The organism is Saccharothrix texasensis, assembly GCF_003752005.1.
Lineage (GTDB): Bacteria > Actinomycetota > Actinomycetes > Mycobacteriales > Pseudonocardiaceae > Actinosynnema > Actinosynnema texasense.
The window spans coordinates 1,619,769-1,643,175 of the sequence record NZ_RJKM01000001.1 but is presented as its reverse complement, the minus strand read 5'-3'; the positions used below and the strand labels follow the sequence as shown (position 1 = coordinate 1,643,175).

Genomic DNA, 23,407 nt, shown 5'->3' with positions numbered 1-23,407 from the left:
GGCCGGGACGTCGGGACAGCCCCGGACCCGGGCGCGGCGGCGGGCCGGTCAGCCGGCGGCGGCCAGGGGCATCAGGTAGACCAGCGCGTCGTCCACGCCGTCCAGGCAGAGCACGTCGTGCGCCATGTCGTCGTAGAAGCCGCCGATCATCCCCAACGCCAGCCCCGACGACGCGGCGACCAGGGCGAGGTTCTGCGCCAGGTGACCGGCCTCGGTGAACGCCAACCGCAGCGCCCGCAGGCCGTAGGCCGCGCGGAGCGCGCCGACCCGGGCGTAGAGCGCCAGCACGGCCGGTGTCCCGGCCGGGTCCACCCGGCCCTCCCCGTCGCCGAACCACATGGAGCTCGCCCGCACGTCGGCCACCGGCGGCGCGGGCGCGACGTGGACCAGCGTCCGCCGCGCCTCGTCCACTTCGTACACACCCGGCTCCAGCCCGGTCACCCGCCACGCCAGCACCCGCAGCCGCGCGCTGTGCCGGGCACCCGCGCTCGGGTACGGCCTGCGCCCGTCCGGCAGGGCGCCCTGCGCCGTCCACAGCAGGGTCGCCAGCTGCCCGGCGTCGAGCGAGCCGGTCGGCTCGGCGCCGCGCGCGGTGCGCCGGGTCAGCAACGCGTCGGCCAGGCCGCCGGTCAGGGGCGCGGCCGCGGGCAGCGGCACGTCCGGCCACCACGGCCGCAGCGGCGAGCCGAGGCCGACCTTGAGCGGGCCCTGGTCCGGCACGCCGGCGTGGAACTTGCTGGCCGCCAGGTAGCGACGGTCGGCCGCGGCGGCCCCGTCCTCGTGGAACGGGGTCGGCCCGTCGGGCGCCTCGGCCGTCATCGCCACCAGCCGGCAGACCGTGCGCTCCTCCTCCGGGTCGAGGCCGAGCCGGTTGCACAGCATGTGCAGCTGCGAGGCCCAGGCGTACCGCGGCAGGTCCGCCGACCGCACCTGGTCGACCCAGTACGCCACCGCGCCCGTGGCGTGCGACTCGAGCCGGTCCCACCGGGCCGCCAGGTGCGCCGCGCGCGCCTCGTGCAGCTTCCGCGCGGCGACGTGGGAGCCGAGCGCCGGCGGCGTGACGGGCTCGCGCGCCTGCCGCCACCCCGTCGCCAGGGAACGCAGCCACGACGCCGCCTCCACCCGGTCCAGCCCCAGCGCGATCGTCGTGGCCATCACCAGCTCGACGCCCGCGGTGAACCTGGACCCGGCCGACCGCAGCACGGCCACCGCCACCTCGGTGCTGCGGCAGAACACGTCCTCGGCCACGGGCAACGCCGCCGGCCCGCCGTACCGCTCCACCTCCGGCTCGTACCGCGTCTCCCGGACGTCGCCGTGCGGCAGCCAGTCGGGTCCCGGCTCCGACACCGGGTGGCGGGCCTCGGCCACCAGCGCGCGCAACCGGTCGGCCAGGTCGACGGTCGCGTCGCGCACCCGGACGCGCAGGTGCGGCCCTTCCTCCCAGTACCGCACGTAGAACCAGTCGGCGATCCGTCCCGCCGCGCGGTGCCCGTCCAGCTCCGGCGCGAGGACGCCGGCGATGAACGCGTCGACGTCCTCGACCGCCCACCACAGCCGCACGTGCAGGCCGGTCCAGGTCATCGCGCCTCCAGCGGGGTGAGGTCGTAGGTGAAGCCGTTGCCGCGCGTGCGCCCGGCCAGCAGCAGGTAGAGCAGCGCGTGCGACGCGGGCGCGCCGACCGCGGCCTCCAGCGGACCGTCGTCGGTGCTGCGCGCCGGCCGGCAGAACGCCCCGCCGGCCGCCGCGGCCGTGCACACGTGCTGCGCCGTCGCACCGGCGGCGCGCAGCAGGGCGCGGTAGCCGTCCGGACCGTCGGACGCCACCGCGGCGGCCGGGTCGCCGGTCGTCACCAGCGCGAGGTTCATCGAGGCGACGTCGATCGTCCCGGGCGGGTGGCCGAACACCGGGCGCAAGCCGGCCACCGCCGGTCCGGGAGACACCAGCCGCAGCCCGCCGGTCACGTCGTACCAGCCGTCGGCGACGCCTTCGACGTTGCGCACCGCCAGCCGGTGCCGCAGGTCGTCGCGCACGGGCGACCCGGCCGGCGGGTCGTTGACGGCTTCGACCACGGCGTGCAGCACGCGGGCGGGCAGCGGCCGGGGATCGGCCGCGACGCCGCGCGGGCCCACCCCCGAACCGCGGACCGGAACCGGCGCGGGACCGGCCGCGGGCGTCCCGCCGAACGTCACGGTGACCGTCAGCCCCGAGACGCTCGCCGCGAGCCCGAGCCGGGCCGCGTGCTCGACCAACGCCGCCGCCACGTGCCCCACCTCCAGCTCCGTGAGCACGTCGCCGAACTCGCGGTAGCCGGGGGAGAGGCGGTCGCGCCGGCGGACCAGCCCGATCCGCGCCGGCCCGTCGACCACCGGCGTCCCGTCGCCGACCAGCGCCCGCCGCACCGGGTCGAGCGTCCACCGCCCGTCCAGCACCAGGTCGACGGTGGCCGCGGCCCGTGCCGAGGGGTACGCCCGGTGGTCGTTGTACTGGTTCCACGGCTCCCACCGCAGCGGTGTCGCCACGTCGGTCAGCAGCCGCGCCAACGCCGCGCCGAACCGTCCCCGCAGGGCCGTCAGCGGCACGCACGGCCCGTGCGGAGCCGCCGTGCGCGGCGACGTGCCGGGCTCGACCACCCGCCCCGGACCGTGGGTGTACGCGGCGAGCAGGGCGTCGGCGGTCACGGGAACGGGTGGGGCAGCGGGGCGCCGGCGAGGCGCAGCCTGGGCAGGCCGTGCGTGCGCCGGTTCAGCTCGCCGAACGTCATCGGCAGCGTGCCGGGCACGATCACCTTTGCCGAGTGCAGCCCGAGCCGGTCGCGCACCACGGGGTCGCTCTGGTCGACCGCGATCACCTCCAGGTCCAACGCCGCCCACTCGCGCACGTAGTGCTCCAGCAACGCGTCCAGGTCGTCCCGCGGCACGTCCGGCACCGCCAGGTCCACCTCCGGTCCGGGCGTCAGGAAGTCGTACCGCTCGACGGCCTCCGCCAACCCGTTCACGTTGACGTGGTCGTCCATGCTCCGGAGCAGCCGGGGGTCGCGCAGCATGTCCCGCAGCCGGTCCACGTCGTAGTCGCCGGGCTCGACCCGGTAGCGCTTCGCGCCCGCCTCCACGTCCATCGCCACCTCGGCCGCCGCCGACCGCATCGCCGAGTCCGGGTCGAGCCCGGCGCCCGCCGCGAAGAACGCGTGGGGCCACCGAGGCGACCTCGCCAGCGACAGCACGGACGGCACGCCCAGGTCGTTGGTGGCGTCGTAGAGCTCCAGCCGGTAGCCGAGCTGCTCCAACCGGTCCGCGAGGTGCGCGGTGACGTCGTCGCGCACCCGCAGGCTCGGCAACGGCGTCCGCTGGTACCAGGCCATCAGGAACGCGTCCCGCTCGGCGACCTCGAACAACCCGTACAGCACCGCTTCGGTGAGGCTGTTGCCGGTGCCGCAGCCGTTGGACGTCTCGTCCACGAACCGCGCGCCCGTGCCGCGACCCCAGTAGGCCACGTGCTCGGGCACGGCGACCGGCCGCCCGTGGGTGTACGACCAGCCGTGCACCCACCGGGTCCGCACGTCCGGGTGGTACGGCACGACGTGCGGCGACTCGTGGTCGGGCAGGCCGAGGCGGGTGGGGTCGAGCGCGCGTCCGCCCAGTTCGGCGTACGACGCCTCCAGGACCGTGGTGACGCGCCGGGGCCGCAGGCCCGCGTGCCGTTCCACCGCTTCGTACAACGCGACCCGCTCGGCCTCGGCGTAGTCGGCGGTGCGGCCGAACCCGGCCTGCCCGCCGCCCAGCTCCGCGCTCACCGCCGCCACGGTCAGGTCGCCGATGCGGTGCATCCCGCCGACGGGGCCGTGCCTGAGGTCGAACAGCTCCCGGCGCAGCGCGTCGCCCTCGGCGAGCGGGTTGGGCCCCCGCAACGTGCCGGGCACCGGTGGGACGGGTCGGCGCACCACCGCTTCCGGGGCGTCCTCGGGCAGGGGGCCGCACGTCGCACAGCCGCCGGACCGGGGCCGGACGCGGTGCTCGCCCACGGTCGCCAGGTCGGTCCGCAACGCCAGCACCTTGTCGCGGTGGGCCTCCGGATCGGCCAGCGCGCGCGCGACCAGCACGTCGATCAGCGGCCGCAGCGCCGAGGACGCCAGGCCGCCCACCTTCATCCGCCGATCGCCACGCGGCACGGACGCGCCGAGCGTGGCCAACCGCGCGTCTTCGGCGCAGCTCACGCACACGCCGTCCGACACCGGTCCGATCAGCACCAGCGCGCCGTCGAACCGCACCGGCAGCACCGGGCCGTCCGCGCCGACGCCGTCCAGGTCGCCGAGCGCGTAGTCGGTCAGCTCCACCACCCGCGCGGTCACCGGCCCGCCTCCGACACCGCGAACGCCACCAGGCCGGCGGCTTCCAGCACCGGACCGAGGGGCACCGGCTCGACGTCGCCCGCGAGCGCCCGCAGGTCCTCCTGGAAGGCCTCCTCGCCGTCACGCAGCCCGTACGGCCAGTGCCAGTCCCGGTTCGTCCAGGGCGCGGCGGCGCCGTCCGGCTCGGCGAACGGGGCCGCGCCGCACAGCACGACGGTCCCGGCGACCCCGGCCTGCGCCCGCCCGGCGGCGGCCATCGCGGCGAACGCGACGGCGTCCGCCGGCTCGGCCTCGACCGCCCAGGACAGCTCCTCGCCGTCCGCCCGCACCACGGCGCGGACCACGCGTGGACCGAGCCTGGTCACCTCGACCTCGGCGGGCAGGGCGAACCGGAGCGTGACGGCCTTCCACCAGCGCCGGGCGGTCGGGTCGGCGGCCCACTCGTCCTCGGCCACCGGTGTGCCCCCCAGGGGCCGCACGGCCGTGCGCAGCGCCAGGCCGAGCGCGTGCACCCGGTCCGCGCCGAGCGCCACGCCGTCCGGCGCGAGGGCACGTGCGGCGCGGAGCAGGGCGTCGAGCCGCGAGGCGTGCTCGGTGGCGCCGAAGCCGACCACGTCGCCGGAGGCGGCCAGCTTGACCGGCAGCTGCGGCAGCGCACCGGGCAGCGGCGCGGGCACCGGGCCCAACTCGCGGTCACCCAGCAGGTCCAGCACCGGGCCGCCCGGCTCCCGCGGCCGGACCTCGGACAGCCACGGGTGGTACTCGGCGTGCAGCGGGTCGACCCGCGCGACCAGGACGGCCTGGTGCGGCGGCCCGGTCGGCGGCACGTCGCTCCACATGTCCACCACCTCGGTGGACGGGTCCGGCAGACCGCCCAGCGCGCACACGAGCCGGTGCGCCGCGGCCGACGCGACCAGCGCGGCCAGCACCTCCGGCGGTGCGCCCGCCGCGCCGGCCAACCGCCGGGCCACCGCCGCCGCGTCGGCCGTCACGTCCGCGACCGCGCCCGGCGCGACCGCGAAACCGACGTCGGCGGCGCACCCGGCGGCCACGGCGTGGGTGTCGGCGGTCAGGAGCAGACCGGCGCCCGGCCGCACCGAGGAGACCTCGACCCCCGCCGCGACCAGCGCGCGGCGCGCGTGGGCGGCCAATGCCCCGTCGCCGGTCACGGCGACCGCGGCCGACCGGAGCCGCTGCCACGCTTCGACCGGTGACGGCGCGACGGCGGCCAGCCAGTTCGCGATGTCCTCGGGCGGGGCGTGCCCACCCCAGTGGGCCGGCACCTCCACCAGCATGTCGTGCTCGTGCAGCTGACCGATCAGCAGCTCCAACGCGCGCGCCACGGCCGGTGGCGCGTTCTCCGGCACCGCCAGCTGCGCCGGCGGCACGCCCTCGGCCAGCGGACCGGCCAGGCGCTCCCAGATCGTCCACAGGCCCTTGCCGCCGTCGAGGGAGAAGCTGGACCGCCACCCCCGCACGTGCAGGCCGGTCGCGGTCGGCGTCGCGTGCACGATCGGCCGCAGGCGCAGCAGGTTCCCGCTCATCGAGCCACCTTCGTCATCTGCGCGACGTGCTCGGACCAGCCGATCCCGGTGATCCGCTGGACCGCCCGCACGACCAGGCTCGCCGCCAGGTAGCGCTCCGCGGGCGTCACGTCGCACACGGCCAGCAGTTGGTAGAGCATGTTGGTCCCGAAGCGGTAGACGGTCACGGGCCGCTGGTAGTCGGGGTGGTCGAAGTCGACCTCCCGCAACCGGTCGTGGTAGTCGCTGATCCGGTCGGTGTGGTCGCGGTGCCAGCGCCGGATCGCCTCCTCCTCGCCCATCTCCAGGGCCCGCTCGCCGAGGTGCGCCGAGTACGCGGTGGGCAGCTCGCCCCGGTCGTGCACCTCTTCGACCAGCGCGCGCGTGCCGTCCGTCCACGCCACCCACGGCGTCGTGACCGAACCCTCGGCGACCTCGCGCACGGTCCGCACCACCTGCTCGGCGTTGCGCCGCCACACACCGTCGAACCGGTCGCGCAGCACGCCGTCGGGATCGCTGTGCAGCAGGAAGCTCTCCAGGTGCGACAGGAACGAGTGGTAGCCGTTGACCAGGCCCGCCGGGAACCGGCTCGCGTGCGCCGTCATCGCCACCATCGCCAGCCGCACGCGCGACTGGCTGGTGCCGTCGGCGGCCACGGCGTCGCGGATCGCGGGCACGCCGAGCCGCAGGCACCGGGCGCGCAGGTCGATCAGCACGTCGGAGAGCAGCAGCCGCCGCAACGCCGTGAGGTCCGTCGGCTCGACGAGCACGGTGTTGTCCGGGTGGATCGGCTCGTAGGGCGGCGGCACGAGCTCGGCTATCCCGTTCTGCCTGGCCCGGGCGAGCAGCACGGCGTCGTCCGAGTCCACAGTGGACGGGTGCTCGGCGAGGTGCGCGCGCAGCCGTGACGCGAGCTGTTCGGCGACCTCCTCCGGCCCGTGCAGCCGCACCCGCACGTGCGGGCCGTGCAACCAGTGCCGCTCCACGTGCCCGGTCGCGCCGGAGCGCTCCGCCTCGGCGAGCGCGGGCAGCACGGCATCGCGGAGCAACGGCGCCTTCACCGGGTTGTGGTAGTAGCAGACGACGTCGGTCACGAGGCCCTCCAGTACGTTTCCGCGATCAGTTCGACCACCCGGCCGCCGCCGGCGCCGGGCACGGGCAGCGCCTCGGTCAGCCGCACGCCGTCCGGGAACCGGGCCAGCAGGCGGGGCAGGCAGCGCAGGTGCAGCGGGTCGCCCAGGTCGGCGTACTGCGGTTTGCCCGCCGTGAGCGCGTGCCGGTAGGCGTCGGCCGACATCGGCGCCCGGTCCGGTCCGACGAACACGTGCTCCGGCAGGCCGTGCCGGGCGCGCAACCGGGCCGCGTCGAGCGCCGCCCGCTCCTCCGCGCCGATCGTCGGCGGCACGGCGAAGTCCCAGGAGCGGCGCGCCAGCACGACGTCCCCGTAGGTCAGGCGGCCCTGGGCGGTCACCCCGCCGTCGGTGGTGGCGGCGCGCAGCCGGTCGAGGTCCACCCAGCCGCAGGCGAGGTCGGAGTACAGCGGCACCTGCCGGTCCGGCAGCGCCAGCGGGATCAGGAAACCCAGGTACAGCACGTCGAGCGGGACACCGCGGTGGGTCAACCGGACCTCGTCGGTCGCCGGGTCGTGCCGCACGTCCAGCTCGTCCGCCGCCAGGTCCGCCCACCGGGGGTCCTCGCCGACCTCGCGCGCGCCGAGCAACGGGTGCAGGTTGGCGTTGAAGCCCTGCACCGGGCGGAACTGCACGGGGTTCGTGGTGTGGCGGCGCACCTGGCCGGTCACCGCGTCGCGCGCGCCGGGCAGCAGGTCGAGGAAGCGGCTGGTGAACTTGCCGAACCCGGCGTAGACCCGGTTGACCACGAGCCGGCCGTCGTGGGTCGGCTGGGCGAAGAAGCCGTACGAGCCCGTGCGGCGGGTCGCCCACGCGGGCAGCAGGTCGGCGGCGGAGGCCAGCACGTCGTCGGTGACCACCCCGTCGTGGACCTGCCCGGCCAGCTTGTCGCGGGTCTCGACGACGGCCCGCACGTCGGGGTCGTCCAGGCCGTCGACGTCCATCGACTCCTGCCACGCCTGCGACAGCGGCCCGGAGCAGTCGGCGAGGGTCGCCACGCCGCCCACGCCGAACCGCGCCACGAACCTGGTCCGGATCAGCCGGCGCAGCAGCACGTGCTGGTCGAACGCCACCAGCAGCGGGGTCAGCGCGGTCAGCGCGGGCGCGGCGCCGGGCGGCACGGGCACCGGCTCGGGCAGCACGACGTCCTCGACCACCGGCGTCACGCCGGTCAGGTCCGCGCCGACCCGCTCGCCGAGGTCGCGCCAGCCGGCGGACAGCTCCGCGAGCACGGCCGCGCGGCCCGGCGGGTCGGCGGTGCCGAACGCGGCGGTGGTCGTGGCCAGCGCGGTCAGCCGGCCGGCGGTGTCGCGGTCGGCCGGCGCCAGCCATGAGGCCAGCGCGCCCATCGCGTCCGGGTCCTGCGGGTGGATCGGGGAGACCGGCACGAGCAGCCCGAGGTCCAGGGTCTTCGCGACGAACCCGCGTGCCGTGCGGTCCGCGTCCGGGGTGGTCAGCTTCGCCGCCAGCGCCGCGGCGATCCGGTCCGGCGCCAGCCCTTCCGGGCCGGCTCGGCGGACGACCTCGACCACGAACCGCAACGGGCGGGTCGCCGCGACGTCGACCTCCTCCTCGCGGACCACCGCCGCCCGCCCGACGCCCTCGACGGGCACGTCCCGGCGGAACAGCAGGCGGCCGTCGCGCTCCCGCAGGGCGGGCGCGAGCCGGTGCGGCAGCCTGGGCCCCAGCGCGTCGACCACCCTCGTCACGAGCAGGCGGTGCACCGCCGGGTGCGACACCGGCTCCGCCGCCGGCCACGGCCCCTCGCCCCACACGCCCCAGCCGACGTGCGTGTACCAGGACAGGGGGCTGGTCTTGGACGTCGCGCGCAACGCGTACCGCAGCACGGTCGGCTCCGCCTTGCGCGCCTTGCGGTCGGGCTCGCCGCCGCCGCGCGCGGTGCGGTCCAGGCCGTGCAGCAGGTCCGGGCCGGTCAGCGCGCTGGCCCGGCGCAGCTCGTCGGACGCGCAGACCTCGGCGAGCCAGGCACGTGACGCGGCCAGGTCGTGCGGCCACGCCGCCAGCGTCGCGTCGACCGCCCGTGCCAGCTCCTCGTGCGCGGCGAGCCACTGCGCCAGGCGCGGCACCCGGGCCGGCAGGTCGCCGAGGTCCGCCGGGCGCGGGACGCGGCCGTTGTGCACGTCGCGGCGCAACGGCAGCACGACCGCGCGGTGGAACGCGGGGGAGTGGCCGTCGGCGCTGTCGTGCAGCGCGTCGGCGAGTTCCGGCGCCAGCGCGGCGATCCGGTCTTCGGCCGCGGCGACCGCGGCCAGGGCCGCCCGGAAGACCGACCCGGCCGGTCGGGGGTGCGGCAGCGCGGCCACCCGGACCAACGCGTACGGCGCGAGTTCGGTGGTGGTGCGGTCACTGGCCATCCGGTGCTCCCCGTGGTGTGGGCCGGGGGCGTCCGCGCGCGGACGCCCCCGGCTCCGGCTCGACTCAGCCCTGCGTCGGCAGCGTCGGCAGCTGGGGCTGCTGACAGCAGCAGCACGAGGTGCTGCTGCACGAGCACGCCGCCGCCGAGGCGCCGGTCTCCGGGAGCGCGACGGCGTCACGCATCGCGGTGACGGCCAGGTCGCCGAGGTCGAGTTCCGAGTCGTCGAAAGTCAGGTCCATCGGTCACGTCCTTCCTTCAGGGGCGCGGTGGCGCCGGTCGGCGCGCCGCGTCTGTGGTGCGGGCGACCCGCCCCGGATCGTGCCCGGCCCCACCGTGCCGACCGGACCGCCGCGCGCGTGGCGTTGCGGTACCCCGAATCGGGATCCGGCGAGGTCATCGGGCGCCTCTCCGCGGTGCGGGCGCCGAGCCGCACGCTTTCACCTGCCGGTATACGTCCGGTATGTGCTGCGGCGACCGATGGATCCGGCCGTGCGGCCCCCCGTCGCGCACCCGTGGCCCGACCTACCGTGTGCGGTGACCGATGGGGGTTGCGAAGTGGGGAGATCCGGGGTGTCGACCTGTTCGACGTCACGTGGGCAGTGGGAGATCGACATCAAGCTGTTGGCCGGGCCCGCGGTGTGCGGTCCGGGCAAGACCGGGGTCGTGCCGGGAGGGGTGAAGTCGCGGACGTTGTTGGCCGCGCTGGCGTTGGACGCGGGTTCGGCCGTGTCCACCGAACGCCTGATGGACTACTTGTGGGAACGGGAGCCGCCGCGCAGCGCGCACAAGAACCTCCAGCTGTACGCGTCACGGCTGCGCCGCTGCCTGGACGCCGCGAACGCGGGCTTCTCGCGCCTGCTGGTGCACGTCGGCCACGGCTACCGGCTCGACGTGCCACCCGGGGCGGTGGACGTGCTGAGCGCGGGTGGGCTGCTCCGCTGCGGCGTGGACCGCCTGCGGGAGGGCGACCCGCACAGCGCGGTCGCCTCGCTCACCGCCGCGCTGGCGGGGTGGCCGGTCGACGGGCTGGTCGGGCTGGTGCCGTCCGGCCCGGCCACGGCGGTGGCGGCGTTGTGGCGGGAGCGCCGGATCGCCGCCGTGGAGCACCTGGCGAGCGCCAAGGTCGAGCTCGGCGCGTGGGAGGAGGCGGCCGACATCCTCGCGCCGCACGCGTCCGCGCACCCGACCCGGGAGTCGTTGCAGGTGCTGCTGATGCGCGCGTTGGCCCACCTCGGCGACCGCGTGGGCGCGATCGACACCTACCGCCGGCTGTGGCGGGTGCTGGACGCGGACCTGGGCATCCGGCCCGGCCGTGAGGCGCGAGCGGTGTTCGAAGGGCTGCTGAGCAACGCCTAACGCCGCCGGTCGCCGTCGCGCTGACCCGTGATGGCGCCGGTGATCGTCTCCTTGATGGCGAGCGCGGCGCCGGACCGGGCCCACTCGCTGAAGCCGAACGGCCGCACGTCCAGCTCGATCAGGTCGGGGTCGTCCTCGTAGGTGTCCTCGATCCCGTCGTGCACCAGCGGGGCCGACGCCTCGTACAGCGGCAGGCCGTCGCCGGTGAGCAGCACCTTCTGCGGGTCGATGACGTTGGCGACGGTGCCGATGAGCACCCCGAGCGCGTAGCCGGCCTCGTCGAACACCTGCCGGGCCTGCGGGTCGCCGGCGCGGACCCGGTCCAGGGCCTCTTCGTAGCCCGGGTGGCCGGTCAGCCGCCGCAGCAGGACGTGCGTCATCAGGTAGCTGGAGATGCAGCCGCGCCGGCCGCAGCCGCACTGCGGGCCGTTGGCGTCGACGAGGGTGTGGCTGAAGTGGGGCGGCAGGCCGTGCGAGCCGGCCACGAGCGTGCCGCCCACGACCAGCCCGGTGCCGACGCCCGCGCCGACGGTGATCACCGCCAGCGACCGCAGCCCCGCGCCGGGGCCGAACCAGTGCTCGGCGGCGGTGAGCGCCTGCACGTCGTTGTCCACGGCGGTGGGCACGCGGGTCGCCCCGGTCACCGCCGCCTTGAGCGGGACGTCGGTCCAGCGCAGGAACTCGTCGCGGGCCACCACGCCGTCGAGCACGATCCCGCCCAGCGTGACGCCGATGCCGGTGATGCCCGGGAACCGGCGCGCGACGGCCGCGATCTGGGCGACGACCCCGTCCGGGTCGGTGCAGCGCAGCGGCTCCTCGGCCGTGGCGACGGGGGTGGCGGTCAGGTCGGTCACGGTGGCGAAGAGCCGTTCGGCGGTCAGCTTCACGCCGAGGAACCGGTGCGCCGCGCCGCGCACGTGCAGCATCTCCGACGGCCGGCCGGCCGAGGCGCGCGGTCTGGTGTCGCCCTCGACCAGCAGTCCCTGCGCCACCAACGACCTCGTCACCCTGGTCAGGGTCGGCCGGGACAGGCGCAGCCGGGCGGCGATCTCCGCCCGGGACAGCGGGCTGTGGATCAGCACCTCCAGCAGGACGTCGCGCGCGACCTCGGACAGCGTCGGCCAGGAGGAGGCGGTGAGGCGGGTGGCGGCTTCGGAGGTCACCGCTCGAAGATAGCGGCGATGTGGGATCGCTCCCAGACGTCGACCGATCGGACGATCACCCAGCGCGATGTCGCGCAAGTCGGATCTTGACGGCCTGACGGCGCTGACCGTAGCGTGGGCGCATAAGTTCCCCTCGGAAACTAATAGTGCGCCTTTCGGGTGTCACTGAGCGAGAGGTTTTCTGGGAGCGCTCCCAGAACTGTCGGAGCCGGTAGCTACGTCGACTCGATGAGGTGTCGAGGAGCCATGAGAAGCAGGATCGCCATGATCGGGGCCGCGCTGCTGGTCGTCGCGGGCTTCGGGCTGACGGTGTTGCCGCAGGCCCAGGCCGCGGTGGGCCTGCACGTCAGCGGCACGAGGATCGTCGAGGCCAACGGGCAGCCGTTCGTGATGCGCGGCGTCAACCACCCGCACGTCTGGTACCCGGGTCGGACCAACTCGTTCGCCGACGTCAAGGCGCTGGGCGCGAACACGGTCCGGGTCGTCCTGGGCACCGGCAAGCGGTGGGGGCCGTCCACGGACACCGCCGCCGTCGTCGACCTGTGCAAGCGCAACCGGATGATCTGCGTGCTGGAGGTGCACGACACCACCGGGTACGGCGAGGAAGCCGCGGCGGCGTCGTTGGACGAGGCGGCGAACTACTGGATCAGCCAGAAGAGCGTCCTGGTGGGCCAGGAGGACTACGTCGTCGTCAACATCGGCAACGAGCCGATCGGCAACACCGACGCCGCGCAGTGGACCGACGCCACCGCCGGCGCGATCAAGAAGCTGCGGGCCGACGGCTTCCGGCACCTGCTCATGGTGGACGCGCCGAACTGGGGCCAGGACTGGCAGCACGTGATGCGGGACAACGCCCAGGAGGTGCTCGACGCCGACACCGCGCGCAACACGGTGCTGTCCGTGCACATGTACTCGGTGTTCAACACCGCGTCGAGCATCACCGACTACCTCGACCGCTTCCAGGCCAACGGGTGGCCGCTGGTGATCGGCGAGTTCGGCTGGAGGTTCGCCGCCGGCGAGGTCGACCACGAGACGATCCTGAGCGAGTCGCAGAAGCGGGGCCTCGGTTACCTGGCCTGGTCGTGGAGCGGCAACTCCGATCCGATCCTGGACATGGCCCTCGAGTTCGACCCCGCCCGGCTCACCACCTGGGGTCAGCGCGTCTTCCACGGCGCCAACGGCATCAAGGCCACCGCCGAGGAAGCGTCGATCTTCGGCGGCACCCAGCCGACGAGCACGACCACCACCACGACCACTACGACGACGACCACGACCACACCCGGTGGCGGACTCGCCTGCACCGCCAGGTACACCGTCACCAACCAGTGGCCGGGCGGCTTCCAGGGCGAGGTCCGGGTCACCGCGGGCGCGTCGCCGATCAAGGGCTGGACCGTCACCTGGACGTTCGCCGACGGGCAGGCCGTCACCAACTCCTGGAACGCGGTGGTGACCAGCAGCGGGTCGACCGTGACCGCGCGCAACGCGAACTACAACGGCAACCTCGGCGCCGGGGCCGGCGCCTCGTTCGGGTTCACGGCCACGTCGGGCGGCGCGAACAACGCCCCGGCGGTGTCCTGCGCCGCGAGCTGACCGGCTCCACCGGTGCGCGGACGCCGCCGCGTCCGCGCACCGGTGGTCACTCGAACCGGATCGACTCCGCCCGCGGGTACTTGCGGCCGGGCGACGGCACCGGCGACCCGGTGAACGACACCGGTGTGCCGGTGGGCAGCATGGCCAAGCCCGTGGGCAGGTCGTCGCGGGAGGCGTACCACGAGCCGCCGCGGCTGTCGGTGATGAACCCGTGCGGCTGACCGGGCTTCCAGCCGGTCACGGTGCCACGACGGCGACCGCGAGGCGTACCGGCGGGGGAGGCCACCACCTCGGTGGAACGCACGAACGGACGGCTCAACGGGTAGCCGAGGCGGTCGGCGGGCGCGAACAGGTCGTCGAACGCGGGCGTCAGGGTCGCCGCCGCCCGCAGCGGTGCGGCCGTGCGCGGGGTCCAGGCGGGCTGGAGCTCCGGGGCCGACCGGTCGTCGACCACGGGCACCACCACGTTGATGCCGCGACCGGTCAGCCGGGTGGCGAGCGGGGTGAAGTCGGCGTCACCGGTGATCAGCACGACCCACTGCAACGGCACGCTGGTCGCGAGCTCCCACGCCTCGAGTGCGAAGTGGACGTCGACGCCCTTCTCCTTGCCGCCGTGCAGCGGCAGGTCGTGCCGGATGACCCCGGCGGCGGCCAGGGCCGCGTCGAACGACGCCGCGGGCGTCTCGATGCGCCCGCGCACGTAGTGCGCCTCGTGGACCACGCAGTCGTCGAGCGCGACACCCGTCCGGGTGTGCAGGTGCCAGCGCACGGCGTCGTGCAGGCCGCTCAGCGAGATCCGCGCCCGGCGCGGATGGGCGGTGGCGTAGAAGTCGCTCAGGTAGGCGAACCACGTCCCGTCGTAGAACACCCCGATGCGCACGATCTCCCCTGCCGGTTTGGTCCGTCACCCGAAGGGATACACCATGGCGATGACCACACCGGAACCCGACCCCGCCGCGGCGGACGAGCCGGACTTCGCCGACGAGCACTCCCGGCCGACCTTCGCCGACGAGCAAGCGGGGTCCGCCAACACCGCACCGGACGAGTCGACACCGGACGGCACGGCCGGCGCCGGCGGGATGGACCCGGACTAGGCGCCGCCACGCGCCGCCCGCGCCGGGCGGCCGGCCACCCCGGTCACCGGCCCGGCCGGCGCGTCGACCCGGTGGACGGTGCGGGCGGTGACCGCGCCCAGCTTGTCCGGGTTGGCCACGTTGTGGATGGCGGTGATGCGGCCGTCCTCCGCCAGGTCGAAGGTGACGGTCGCGATCACCCGCCCGCCGCCGCCGAACACGATCCCGGTGCCGCCGTTGAGCTCCACCACCTCGGCGGTCATGTCCGCGGGCAGCACTCCCTGGTACGGGCGGTCCGCGATGCCGGCGAACCAGGTCGCCACGCGGTCCCGGCCGACGACCGGGCGCATCGCCTGCCGCACCTTGCCGCCGCCGTCGGTCCACAACGTCACGTCGGGCGCCAGCAGGTTCATGAGGGTGTTGATGTCCCCGCCGGTCGCGGCGGCGAAGAACGTGTCCGCCACCTGCCGCTGCCGGGCCCGGTCGGCCTGGAAGCGGGGCCGCCGGGCCCGCACGTGCGCCCGCGCCCGGTGGGCCGCCTGCCGCACGGTGTCCTCCGACCGCTCGACCGCGGCGGCGATCTCGGCGTGGCTGAAGCCGAAGGCCTCCTTCAGCACGAACACCGCGCGCTCCAACGGGCTCAACGTCTCCAGCACCACCAGCAGGGCCATCGACACGGACTCCGCGGCGTCGGTGTCGCGGGCGTCGGTGAGGATCGGCTCGGGCAGCCACGGCCCGACGTAGGTCTCCCGCCGCCGGGCGGCCGACCGGAACCGGTCCATCGCCAGGTTCGACACGATCCGCACCAGGTACGCCTTGGGGTCGGCCACCTGCGAGCGGTCGGCCGCGGACCACTTGAGCCACGCGTCCTGCACCGCGTCCTCGGCGTCGGTGGCGGTGCCGAGGACGCGGTAGGCGACCGAGAACAGCAGGTTCCGGTGCTCGCGGAACGCCTGCTCCGCGGTCATCGGGTGTGCCGCCCGCCGCGCGGCCACACCGAACCGAGCGCGGGGAGGCGGACGATCCGGCCGAACGTCGGCCACGGGGCGCTGGTCACCGCCTCCTTGTACCAGACGGCGCGACGACCGCTCAGGAAGAACGGCCGCGGGCTGCCGTCCGGCTTGGTGAACTGCACCACCGCGTCGTCGCGGCCCAGGCTGATCGGCGTGTGGTAGTAGCCGAACCGGAACGGCTTGGGCCGCGCGCCCCGCACCTCGCGGGCGAGCGAGGCGGCGACGTGCCCGCCGGTCGGCATGCCGCTCTGGCAGGTGCCGTGCAGCGGCCCGAACCCCTGCCGGACCGCCGCCGCGTCGCCGATCGCGTAGACCTCGGGGTGCGACACCGACCGCAGCGCCGGGTCGGTGACGACGCGGCCCCGGTCGTCCACCTCGAAGCCGGCGACGGCCGCCAGCGGCGACACCCGCACCCCGCTCGTCCACAGCACGGCGTCGGCCGCGATGCCCTCGCCACCGGCCACCTCCACCGAGTCCGGCAGCACCTTGACGACCTCGACGCCGGCGCGGACCGCGACGCCGAGCCGGTCGAGCGCGGCGCGCAGGTAGGCCTTGGCCCTCGGACCCAGGTCGGCGCCCGGCTCCTGCCGGCCGGCCAGCACGACGTCCAGGTGGGGGTGCTGCCCGGCGATCTCGGCGGCGGCCTCGACCCCGGTCAGCCCGCTGCCGCACACGACGACGGTGCCCTTCAGGCCGGCCAGGCGCCGGGCCAGCACCTCGGCGTCGTGCGCGCTGTTCAGCGTGTGCGCGTGGTCCTCCACGCCGGGCACCGCGGCGGTGTCGGCGACCGCGCCCAGCGCGTAGACCAGGCGGTCGTACTCGAGCACCCGCTCGTCGTCCACGCGCACGGTCCGCGCCGCCGCGTCGACGCCGGTGACCCAGCCGGCCACGAACTCCACGCCCGTGCCCGCCAGCAGCTCCGGGATCCGCAGGTCGGCGACCTCCTCGCCCGACGCGACCTGGTGCAACCGCAGCCGCTCGGTGAACCGGTCGGTGGCGTTGACGACCGTGATGCGGACGTCGTCGCGGCCCTTGGTCCGGCCGGCCAGGCCGACCGCCGCCATCATGCCCGCGTAGCCGGCCCCGACGATCACGATCTTGTTCATGGCGCGCCCTCTTCCTCGTGCTTCCCGGACTGACGACCACCAGACGAGGCAGGCCGACCCGAACGTGAAGCGGGGTGGCGCAGGTCACGTCTCCGGGGCGGCCGGGGCGCGGTCGGCGGGCTCGGCGGCGAGGCGGCGGCGGTGGAAGCGGGCGATGGCGGCGATGCCGGTCAGCGACACGGCGGCGCTCGCGACCAAGGCGATCACGACGCCACGCCCGGCGCCCCGGTCTCGTCCAGCAGCACCACGCCGATCACCGCCGCGACGATCGGGTTGACCACCGTCCGGCCCGCCACCACGAGGTCCGCCGGACCGCTCGCGCACCCGAGCTGGATCAGCACCGCACCCGCCAGCGCGCACAGGACCGCGATCCCCGCCTGACCAGGGTAGGTCCGGTCCGGTGGCGCCGGGGGTGACGTGGAGGCACCCGAACGGCCGCCGATCGTGTGCCGACGTGCTGCTTCCGGTGACGCGGAGTCCACCGGCGGCGACCCGGGCACCACGGTCGACGGCACGTCCGGCACGTCCGGCGCGCCGCCGACACCGCCACGCCGCCGACACCGCCACGCCGCCGACACCGCCACGCCGGGACGACGCGGCGGTGTCCGACCTCGGCTCACGGGCTGACGCAGGTCATCTCGCTCGGCGGGTCGGCGTTCGGCCCGTTGGCCACGTAGCCGAACGTGGTCGACGCGCTGCTGCCCAGCGAGCCGTTGTACGGCGCGTTGCGCACCGACACGGCCCCGCTGGTCCCGGTGTTCACGCCGCCCCAGAGGTTGTTGACGGCGTGTCCCGACGGGAGGGTCAGGCGGACCGTCCACCCGTTGAGCGACGACGTGGAGGTGTTGGCCACCTTCACCTCCGCCTGGTAGCCGCCACCCCACGCCTTGACCACGCGGTAGGTCGCGGTGCACGCCCCGCCGACGGGCGGGCTCGTAGTCGTGGTGGTGGTCGTCGTAGTGGTCGTACTGCTGGTGGTCGTCGTGGTCGTGCCGGGGTCGTCGACGCTGCCGGGGACGGACAGCAGCGCGTTGTACCAGGCGGTGGCCATCTTCGAGTAGCCGCCGGCGTTGGGGTGCACGCCGTCGGCGAGGTCGGCGGTGGTCAGCGCGCGGTACATGTCGACCAGGTGCACCTTCTTGCCCGCGCCGGCCCTGCTCTGCACCAGCGGGGGGATCGTGGCGTTGAAGGCGCGGACGGTCGCGTCGCCGGAGGACAGGGGCACGATCGTCGCGACGAACAGCTCCGCGTTCGGCGCCAACGAGGTGATGCGGTCGACCAGGGTGGCGAGGCGTTGGGGCGCGCCGCCCGGGTCGCCGCCGTACATGTCGTTCGTGCCGATGTGCAGCAGGATGGTGCGCGGGGTGTAGGTGCGCAGCCAGTTGGTGATGTTGCTGTCGATCTGGGCGATGGTCCAGCCCGAGTGGCCTTCGTGGTTGCGGTCGCCGAGGCCGGCCGGGCCGTTGGTCATCGACCCGACGAAGTCGACCGTGCGGCCACCGGCGACGAGCTTCTGCCACAGGTCGACGCGGTAGCCGCCGGGGACGTTGAAGCCGTCGGTGATCGAGTCGCCGAGCGGCATGACCTTCACGCCGCTGTCGGCCTGTGCGGTGCCCACGGCGAGCACGGCGCCGGCCACGAGGGTGAGCGCGGCGGCCGCGCTCGCGAGCAGGTGCCTTCGTTTCATGGTCCGGACCTCCGGAGAAGGTGACGTCCAGGAGTGTCCGTCGGCGCAATTGCGTTGGCAAGGCAATCGAGACGCGGGCGCGACCGGTCGCCGTGCGTCGCGTGCGGCCGATCGCCGACGCGCTCCCGACCCGCCGCGCGCCCCGGCCGGCCTCCGGGCGACTGCGCCGATCGATTCGGTGAGCTGCACGATCGCCCGCCCGTCGACAGGCCCGCGAACGTTGCGGTGGACCGAGGACCGCGCGGTCGCGCGACCGGACGTGGTGAGCTGTTCGGGCTAGCCGGGCGCGGTCGGCCGGGTCGGGAATTCGACGTCTCGTTTCGGGACTTTCAGCTCAATGGCCGATGGCGCGGCCCGACTTGAGCCACCAGGGCGCGATCTGGCGCGGCCGCAGGGTGATGGCGTCGCAGATCAGCGTGACCACGTCGGTCCCCACCAGTCCGGTGTAGACGCTCGTGGTGGTGACGCCCCGGCCGCGCGCTTTCCGGGCCAGGCCGCGGAACCAGGTGTCGAACGCGGCCTTCGACGCGCGGTGGCCGCCCCAGCGGGCCGGCAGGGGCAGGCGGAGGTGCGCGGGGGAGACGTTGATCAGCTGGGCCGAGCCGTCGTCGCGCAGCGCGGGCAGCAGGCCGCGGATGAGCGTCGTCGGGCCGACGTAGTGCGTGTTGATCGGGTGCCGGGAGTTCCGCGCGGACGGCTGCTTCGGCGGTGTGCCGGCGGTGTGGATCACGATGTCGAGGCGGTCGTGCTCGTCGAGCAGCTGCTCGGCGAGCACGCGCATGGTGGCGGGCGCCGCCGGGTCGGCGCGGTAGACCCACACCTCGCCGGTCGACCGGTGCGCGGGGTGGGTGGCGACCAGGACCCGCGCGCCCGCACGGCTCAGGTGACGCGCGGCGGCGTCGGTGACGGCGCAGGACGTCCCGGTGAGCAGGATCGTCCGGCCGGCCACGGCGTGCCGGAGCCGGGTGTCGGTCATGCGTGGCCTTCCGTCGGTGACTCGACCGGGCCCGCGTCCGCGGGGACGGCGGCGAACGGGCAGGAGCGCCGGAAGCGGGTGGAGCGGCCGGTCACCGGCCCTGTCCGTCCGGTGTGGACGACCAGCCCCCGCCGCCGGTGCGGCAACCCGGGCCGAGGTCCGCCGGCGCCGTCGTGACCCGTCCGGTCACCGGCCCGGTCGGAGGTGCCGGCGACCACCGCCGCCTCGCTGCCCGCGAGTGCTCCGCGGTCGGCGGAGTGGTCCTCGCGATCGTCCGCACTGTGCACGCCCACCCTTCGCCACCGCCGGCCCGGTCCGCCCCCAGCCTTGTCGGCCGCCGCGCGGCCCCGCCAACGCAGACCGCCAGGTTCACCCGGACCGGTGTTCCGAAGGCGGTGGCATCCCGTGCCGGCGCACTATCCACACCGGACTGGCGGACCGGATGGGTGGCGCCGGGGCCTGCCGACCCGACCGGGCGACCACCGCCGGTGTGAGCGAGGTTTCCCGTGCGCGACCGGCCACGGCGTGCCACTGCCGACGCCGCCGGACCGGCCGAGGGGGTGTCAGCGGGGTTCGTCCCGCACCGAGTGGTAGCGGCCGTCGTGGTAGAGCAGGGGAGGGGTGGCGTCGCGCAGGTCGGTGGCGGTCACCCGGGCGAGCACCAGGTGGTGGTCGCCCACCGGGATGAGCGCCTCGACCTCGGCCCGCAGCCAGCCCGCCGTGTCGTCGAGCACCGGCTCGCCGCCCGCGAGGCGGCGCCACCCGGTCGGCGCGGCGAACCGGTCGAGGCCGCTCGTGGCGAAGCGCCGGGCGACGTCCTCCTGGTGCGCGCCCAGGAAGTTGACGACGACGCTCGTCGCCGTCCGCACGTGCGGCCAACTGGAGGACCCGGCCGAGACCCCGAAGGAGACCACCGGCGGTTCGGCGGACACCGACGTGAGCGACGTCGCGGTGAACCCGGCCGGACCGCGCTCGGCGTCGACCGTGACGACCACGACGCCCGCCGGGTGGCGGCGGAACACCCGCCGGAACTCCGGCACGTCCACCCCCGGCGCCTGGTCGGTCGAGGCGCTCACCGGCCGGCCCCGCGGGCGGGTGGCCCGTCCACCGGGCGCGCGGTGACCGGGGCGGGTGTCGCGGTCGTGCGCTCGCCTGCCGACCGGGGGCCGCCGTGGCGGCGCGTGCGGAGCGTGGATGCCTGGGACACACCCCGATGCTGGCACCCGACGTCGGCACGGCCAAGGAGGCTCACGATGTGGGAGGGCCTTCACCGGCGTCGCGGCGAAGTGCTGGCGGCGCCGCACCCCGGGCAACCCGCACGGGTGATTTGTCGGCGGATCCCGGATGGGCCGTGCTGCACTGGACCAGGTGTCCGCGAACCCGGTCGCGCACCACGACGACCCCCGACGCTGGAAGTGATCCCGTGACCGTGCCCAAGCCCGCGCCGTGCCTGGACGACCTCCGGGTCGAGGTGAGCGGTGTCGCGCCCCCGGTGGGGCCGGAAGAACTGACCCAGGGGTACGGGCTGACGGAGTTCGGCGCGGACTGCGAGTGCGGTTGCGGCGGGGGACTCGAAGCCCTCCTCTGACCGGCGGGCCGCCACCCCGCGCCGGTGCCGAGTCTGGAGGAACCGCATGGCTGAACCGGTCCGCGACTGGGTCGGCGCGCACGTCTTCCACCGCGGCGACCAGGACCTGCTCGTCACCGGGGCGATGGCGCCGGTGTGCGAGGACCTGACCCGGGCCGGCCGGGCCCGCGGCTGGTTCTTCCTCCGCTGCTGGGAGGGCGGGCCGCACGTGCGGCTGCGGGTGCTCGCCAAGGCGCCGGCGGAGGTCCGGTCGGCGGTGGCGCGGTCGTGCGCCCGGCACCTGGCCGACCACCCGTCGCCGCCCGGCGGCTGGTCACAGGGCGAGTACGAGGCCGTCGCCCGCCGCCGCGCCGAGGACGAGCACCTGACCGGGTGGGACCGGCGGCTGCGGGAGGTCGACACCGTGGAGTTCGTCGCCTACGAGCCGGACCACCGCGCCTACGGCGACGGCCGGGCGTTGCGCGCGGTGGAACGGCACTTCACCGACTCCAGCCGCGTCGCCGTCCACCTCCTCGCCGCGCCCCCGGACCGGCGGGCGGGCGCGGCGCTGGCCATGCTCACGCTCGCCCTCGCGGTGTGCGAGCCCGACCTGGACCGGGCCGCCGCCCGCTTCGCCGCAGTGCGCACCCGGCTGCCGTCGCCGTCGCGCCCGGACCGCCGTGACGACCTGCGCGAGCAGACCCGGCGGCTGTGGGCGCGCGCGTCGTCCGACCCCGCCGACCTCGCGCGCGCCGACGTCCTCGCCACGTGGTGGCGGTCGGTCCGCGCCCTGCACGCGACCCTGAGCGGTCTGCGGGCGCGGGGCGACTTCGCGCCGGTGCACGCGCTGTCGCCGTTCTCGGGCCTGGCGCGGGCGCTGCGCCCCGACGACCCGGTGGTCGCGCACGTGGTCCTGCGCTGCGCGCACCTGCTGTGCAACCGCCTCGGCCTCCCGGCGGCCACGGAGGCGCGACTGGGCGCCCTCACCGCCCGGACGCTGTCCGAGCTCCCCGAACACCACGACGAGGTGGCCCCGCTGTGACCGTCGAGACCGAACAAGCCCGCCGGGACACCCTCACCACCTGGCACAGCCTGCACGTGCACTACCACGACCCGGACCAGGACCGGCTCATCCTCGACGCGGTCCGCCCCGTCTTCCAGCACCTGCGCTCCCGGGTCGCCGGCCTCTACCTCGCCCGGCACTGGCGGCAGGGCCCTCACCTGCGCCTGTTCGCCAAGACGGACCCGGACACGTGGGCCCGGGTGGTCCGGCCGCGCATCGAGGCCGTGGTCGGCGAGTACCTGGCCCGGCACCCGTCCACGACGCAGCCCGACTTCGAGCACGACCTGGCCCAGCACCGCCTCCTGGCCCGCCGCGAGCAGGAGCGCGGGCCGCTGCTGCCGTGGTTCCCGGACAACTCCGTCCACGAGCAGCCCTACGACACCCGGCCGCACGTGATCCGCAGCCCGCAGACCGGCGAGCTGATGGCCTCGTTCGCCTCCGAGAGCACGAACCTGCTGTTCCGGATGCTCGACCGGGCCCGTGCGGGCGTCGACGCCAAGGAGCTGATGGCGTTGGAGCTGGTGCTGGCCACCGCGGTCGCCGCGGGCCCGCCCGGCACGTCGGGCTTCGCGTCCTACCGCTCCCACGCCGAGGGTTTCCTCTGCTCGTGCGCCGACCCGGACGCCGTCCGCGCGGCGTTCGACGCGCACTACGAGTCGCACCGCGGCGCCCTGATCTCCCGGACGCGGGCCGTGCTCGCCACCCTGGGCGGCGGCGCGAGCACCACCCCGTACGCCCGCCGGTGGGCCGCCCGGTGCGAGGACTACGGCCGCCGCGTCGGCCCGCTGATCGAGCGGGACCTGGTCTTCCCGCCGGCGCCCGCCGAGGCGCCGGCCGCACCACCCGCCGACCGGCCCGCCACCCGGCCGGCGGCCCCGCTGCACGCGCTGATGCTCGGCAGTCGCGCCTACCGGGAGGCCGTGCTCCGCCACCCGGACTTCCTCCGCTACCGGTTCCTGCTCACCTGCACCCACCTGCAGATCAGCCGGCTCGGCCTGACCCCGTTCCAGCGCTTCCGCACCTGCCACGCGGCGGCCAACGCGGTGGAGGAGATCCACGGCGTCTCCGCCGCGGACGCCATCCGGGCCTACGGGGACGGCCACCCGGACCCGGTGGCCTGACCGAGCCGGCCGCCGCCTCCGATCGCTCCCCGTCGCCTGCGTCCGTCCGCCGGTCGAAGAGTGCTCGTGTTCACTGGACCGGGGTGATCGCGGGCGTGCCCCCGCGCGGATCCCGCTGGATAGTGGAATGGGATGGTCCTACCGTGGGGTACAGGGTGTTCTGACCGAGCGTGACCGGTTTCGGTGGGTGGGCCGTCGGGGCGAGACGGCGCTGTGGGGACGTTCACGAGGGGGCCGGAATGGGGTATTCGGCAGATCGGTCGTGGTCTCGGGGGAGCAGGGACGCTCCGCTGTTCGAAGCCTTCCTGCCGTTGGGG

The 23,407-nt window shown here is 75.4% G+C and carries 22 protein-coding genes; 6 read left to right on the top strand and 16 right to left on the bottom strand.

Going from position 1 to position 23,407, the window contains the following annotated elements; all coding sequences use genetic code 11:
• Nucleotides 1–48 precede the first annotated feature (48 nt).
• The 7 genes from EDD40_RS06070 to EDD40_RS06040 form a co-directional block, all read right to left on the bottom strand.
• A complete protein-coding gene (locus tag EDD40_RS06070; RefSeq protein ID WP_123742010.1) occupies nt 49–1,581 on the bottom strand; it encodes a thiopeptide-type bacteriocin biosynthesis protein in 1,533 nt (510 codons plus the stop codon).
• Nucleotides 1,578–2,678, bottom strand: coding sequence for a hypothetical protein (locus tag EDD40_RS06065; RefSeq protein WP_123742009.1), 1,101 nt, complete (start codon nt 2,676–2,678; stop codon nt 1,578–1,580). The genes EDD40_RS06070 and EDD40_RS06065 overlap by 4 nt, the downstream gene beginning before the upstream one ends.
• Nucleotides 2,675–4,345, bottom strand: coding sequence for a TOMM precursor leader peptide-binding protein (locus tag EDD40_RS06060; protein WP_123742008.1), 1,671 nt, complete (start codon nt 4,343–4,345; stop codon nt 2,675–2,677). The genes EDD40_RS06065 and EDD40_RS06060 overlap by 4 nt, the downstream gene beginning before the upstream one ends.
• Nucleotides 4,342–5,889, bottom strand: a complete 1,548-nt coding sequence (locus EDD40_RS06055; protein ID WP_123742007.1) for a hypothetical protein — start codon at nt 5,887–5,889, stop codon at nt 4,342–4,344. The genes EDD40_RS06060 and EDD40_RS06055 overlap by 4 nt, the downstream gene beginning before the upstream one ends.
• Nucleotides 5,886–6,962 (bottom strand): lantibiotic dehydratase C-terminal domain-containing protein, encoded by a 1,077-nt coding sequence (locus tag EDD40_RS41480; protein ID WP_170184969.1) that lies wholly within the window; start codon nt 6,960–6,962, stop codon nt 5,886–5,888. The genes EDD40_RS06055 and EDD40_RS41480 overlap by 4 nt, the downstream gene beginning before the upstream one ends.
• Nucleotides 6,959–9,373 (bottom strand): lantibiotic dehydratase, encoded by a 2,415-nt coding sequence (locus EDD40_RS06045; RefSeq protein ID WP_123742006.1) that lies wholly within the window; start codon nt 9,371–9,373, stop codon nt 6,959–6,961. Before EDD40_RS06045 ends, EDD40_RS41480 begins: the two co-directional genes overlap by 4 nt.
• Nucleotides 9,374–9,437: 64 nt before the next feature.
• Nucleotides 9,438–9,614: a thiazolylpeptide-type bacteriocin gene (locus EDD40_RS06040; protein ID WP_123742005.1), complete on the bottom strand. Its 177-nt coding sequence runs from the start codon at nt 9,612–9,614 to the stop codon at nt 9,438–9,440.
• Between the two features lie 331 nt (nt 9,615–9,945).
• Between EDD40_RS06040 and EDD40_RS06035 the strand changes: the two genes are divergently transcribed.
• Nucleotides 9,946–10,731: an AfsR/SARP family transcriptional regulator gene (locus EDD40_RS06035; RefSeq protein WP_170184968.1), complete on the top strand. Its 786-nt coding sequence runs from the start codon at nt 9,946–9,948 to the stop codon at nt 10,729–10,731.
• Here EDD40_RS06035 and EDD40_RS06030 read toward each other — a convergent pair.
• Nucleotides 10,728–11,894: an ROK family transcriptional regulator gene (locus EDD40_RS06030; protein WP_246037449.1), complete on the bottom strand. Its 1,167-nt coding sequence runs from the start codon at nt 11,892–11,894 to the stop codon at nt 10,728–10,730. The two genes, EDD40_RS06035 and EDD40_RS06030, sit on opposite strands and share 4 nt — an antisense overlap.
• A gap of 246 nt (nt 11,895–12,140) precedes the next feature.
• On the opposite strand from EDD40_RS06030, the gene EDD40_RS06025 reads away from it, so the two are divergent.
• The gene (locus tag EDD40_RS06025; RefSeq protein ID WP_123742003.1) at nt 12,141–13,484 is read left to right on the top strand and encodes a cellulase family glycosylhydrolase; all 1,344 of its coding nucleotides are present in this window, start codon (nt 12,141–12,143) and stop codon (nt 13,482–13,484) included.
• A 46-nt stretch (nt 13,485–13,530) separates the two neighbouring features.
• Here EDD40_RS06025 and EDD40_RS06020 read toward each other — a convergent pair whose 3' ends face one another.
• Nucleotides 13,531–14,364: an NYN domain-containing protein gene (locus EDD40_RS06020; RefSeq protein WP_246037447.1), complete on the bottom strand. Its 834-nt coding sequence runs from the start codon at nt 14,362–14,364 to the stop codon at nt 13,531–13,533.
• Between the two features lie 49 nt (nt 14,365–14,413).
• Between EDD40_RS06020 and EDD40_RS41475 the strand changes: the two genes are divergently transcribed.
• Nucleotides 14,414–14,578: a hypothetical protein gene (locus tag EDD40_RS41475; protein ID WP_170184859.1), complete on the top strand. Its 165-nt coding sequence runs from the start codon at nt 14,414–14,416 to the stop codon at nt 14,576–14,578.
• On the opposite strand, the gene EDD40_RS06015 is transcribed toward EDD40_RS41475, so the two are convergent.
• The 7 genes from EDD40_RS06015 to EDD40_RS05985 form a co-directional block, all read right to left on the bottom strand.
• Nucleotides 14,575–15,525 carry an RNA polymerase sigma-70 factor gene (locus EDD40_RS06015; RefSeq protein WP_123747798.1) on the bottom strand — a complete coding sequence of 317 codons (951 nt, stop codon included), beginning with the start codon at nt 15,523–15,525 and terminating at the stop codon, nt 14,575–14,577. The genes EDD40_RS41475 and EDD40_RS06015 overlap by 4 nt on opposite strands.
• Complete coding sequence (locus tag EDD40_RS06010) at nt 15,522–16,676, bottom strand: NAD(P)/FAD-dependent oxidoreductase (RefSeq protein ID WP_123742001.1); 1,155 nt, start codon at nt 16,674–16,676, stop codon at nt 15,522–15,524. The genes EDD40_RS06015 and EDD40_RS06010 overlap by 4 nt, the downstream gene beginning before the upstream one ends.
• A gap of 84 nt (nt 16,677–16,760) precedes the next feature.
• The gene (locus tag EDD40_RS44290; protein WP_281277749.1) at nt 16,761–16,883 is read right to left on the bottom strand and encodes a hypothetical protein; all 123 of its coding nucleotides are present in this window, start codon (nt 16,881–16,883) and stop codon (nt 16,761–16,763) included.
• Nucleotides 16,880–17,296 (bottom strand): hypothetical protein, encoded by a 417-nt coding sequence (locus EDD40_RS06005; RefSeq protein ID WP_148088697.1) that lies wholly within the window; start codon nt 17,294–17,296, stop codon nt 16,880–16,882. The genes EDD40_RS44290 and EDD40_RS06005 overlap by 4 nt, the downstream gene beginning before the upstream one ends.
• Nucleotides 17,293–18,363, bottom strand: coding sequence for a cellulose binding domain-containing protein (locus tag EDD40_RS06000; protein ID WP_123741999.1), 1,071 nt, complete (start codon nt 18,361–18,363; stop codon nt 17,293–17,295). Before EDD40_RS06000 ends, EDD40_RS06005 begins: the two co-directional genes overlap by 4 nt.
• Nucleotides 18,364–18,697: 334 nt before the next feature.
• The gene (locus tag EDD40_RS05995) at nt 18,698–19,339 is read right to left on the bottom strand and encodes an SDR family NAD(P)-dependent oxidoreductase (RefSeq protein ID WP_123741998.1); all 642 of its coding nucleotides are present in this window, start codon (nt 19,337–19,339) and stop codon (nt 18,698–18,700) included.
• Nucleotides 19,340–19,902: 563 nt separating this feature from the next.
• Nucleotides 19,903–20,415, bottom strand: a complete 513-nt coding sequence (locus tag EDD40_RS05985) for a flavin reductase family protein (protein WP_123741996.1) — start codon at nt 20,413–20,415, stop codon at nt 19,903–19,905.
• A gap of 347 nt (nt 20,416–20,762) precedes the next feature.
• Between EDD40_RS05985 and EDD40_RS41470 the strand changes: the two genes are divergently transcribed.
• From EDD40_RS41470 to EDD40_RS05975, 3 genes are read left to right on the top strand one after another with little or no spacing between them, the layout of a single operon-like run.
• The gene (locus tag EDD40_RS41470) at nt 20,763–20,927 is read left to right on the top strand and encodes a hypothetical protein (protein ID WP_170184967.1); all 165 of its coding nucleotides are present in this window, start codon (nt 20,763–20,765) and stop codon (nt 20,925–20,927) included.
• 46 nt (nt 20,928–20,973) lie between these two features.
• Nucleotides 20,974–21,948, top strand: a complete 975-nt coding sequence (locus EDD40_RS05980) for a thiopeptide-type bacteriocin biosynthesis protein (RefSeq protein WP_123741995.1) — start codon at nt 20,974–20,976, stop codon at nt 21,946–21,948.
• Nucleotides 21,945–23,090: a thiopeptide maturation pyridine synthase gene (locus tag EDD40_RS05975; protein WP_170184966.1), complete on the top strand. Its 1,146-nt coding sequence runs from the start codon at nt 21,945–21,947 to the stop codon at nt 23,088–23,090. The genes EDD40_RS05980 and EDD40_RS05975 overlap by 4 nt, the downstream gene beginning before the upstream one ends.
• Nucleotides 23,091–23,407: the final 317 nt, after the last annotated feature.

Excerpts from the sequence above, each read along its gene's own strand:
- EDD40_RS06055 (WP_123742007.1), bottom strand. The coding sequence starts at position 5,889 with ATGAGCGGGAACCTGCTGCGCCTGCGGCCGATCGTGCACGCGACGCCG.
- EDD40_RS41475 (WP_170184859.1), top strand. The coding sequence starts at position 14,414 with ATGACCACACCGGAACCCGACCCCGCCGCGGCGGACGAGCCGGACTTC.
- EDD40_RS06045 (WP_123742006.1), bottom strand. The coding sequence starts at position 9,373 with ATGGCCAGTGACCGCACCACCACCGAACTCGCGCCGTACGCGTTGGTC.
- EDD40_RS06025 (WP_123742003.1), top strand. The coding sequence starts at position 12,141 with ATGAGAAGCAGGATCGCCATGATCGGGGCCGCGCTGCTGGTCGTCGCG.
- EDD40_RS05980 (WP_123741995.1), top strand. The coding sequence starts at position 20,974 with ATGGCTGAACCGGTCCGCGACTGGGTCGGCGCGCACGTCTTCCACCGC.
- EDD40_RS06040 (WP_123742005.1), bottom strand. The coding sequence starts at position 9,614 with ATGGACCTGACTTTCGACGACTCGGAACTCGACCTCGGCGACCTGGCC.
- EDD40_RS05995 (WP_123741998.1), bottom strand. The coding sequence starts at position 19,339 with ATGACCGACACCCGGCTCCGGCACGCCGTGGCCGGCCGGACGATCCTG.
- EDD40_RS06000 (WP_123741999.1), bottom strand. The coding sequence starts at position 18,363 with ATGAAACGAAGGCACCTGCTCGCGAGCGCGGCCGCCGCGCTCACCCTC.
- EDD40_RS06010 (WP_123742001.1), bottom strand. The coding sequence starts at position 16,676 with ATGAACAAGATCGTGATCGTCGGGGCCGGCTACGCGGGCATGATGGCG.
- EDD40_RS06015 (WP_123747798.1), bottom strand. The coding sequence starts at position 15,525 with ATGACCGCGGAGCAGGCGTTCCGCGAGCACCGGAACCTGCTGTTCTCG.
- EDD40_RS06070 (WP_123742010.1), bottom strand. The coding sequence starts at position 1,581 with ATGACCTGGACCGGCCTGCACGTGCGGCTGTGGTGGGCGGTCGAGGAC.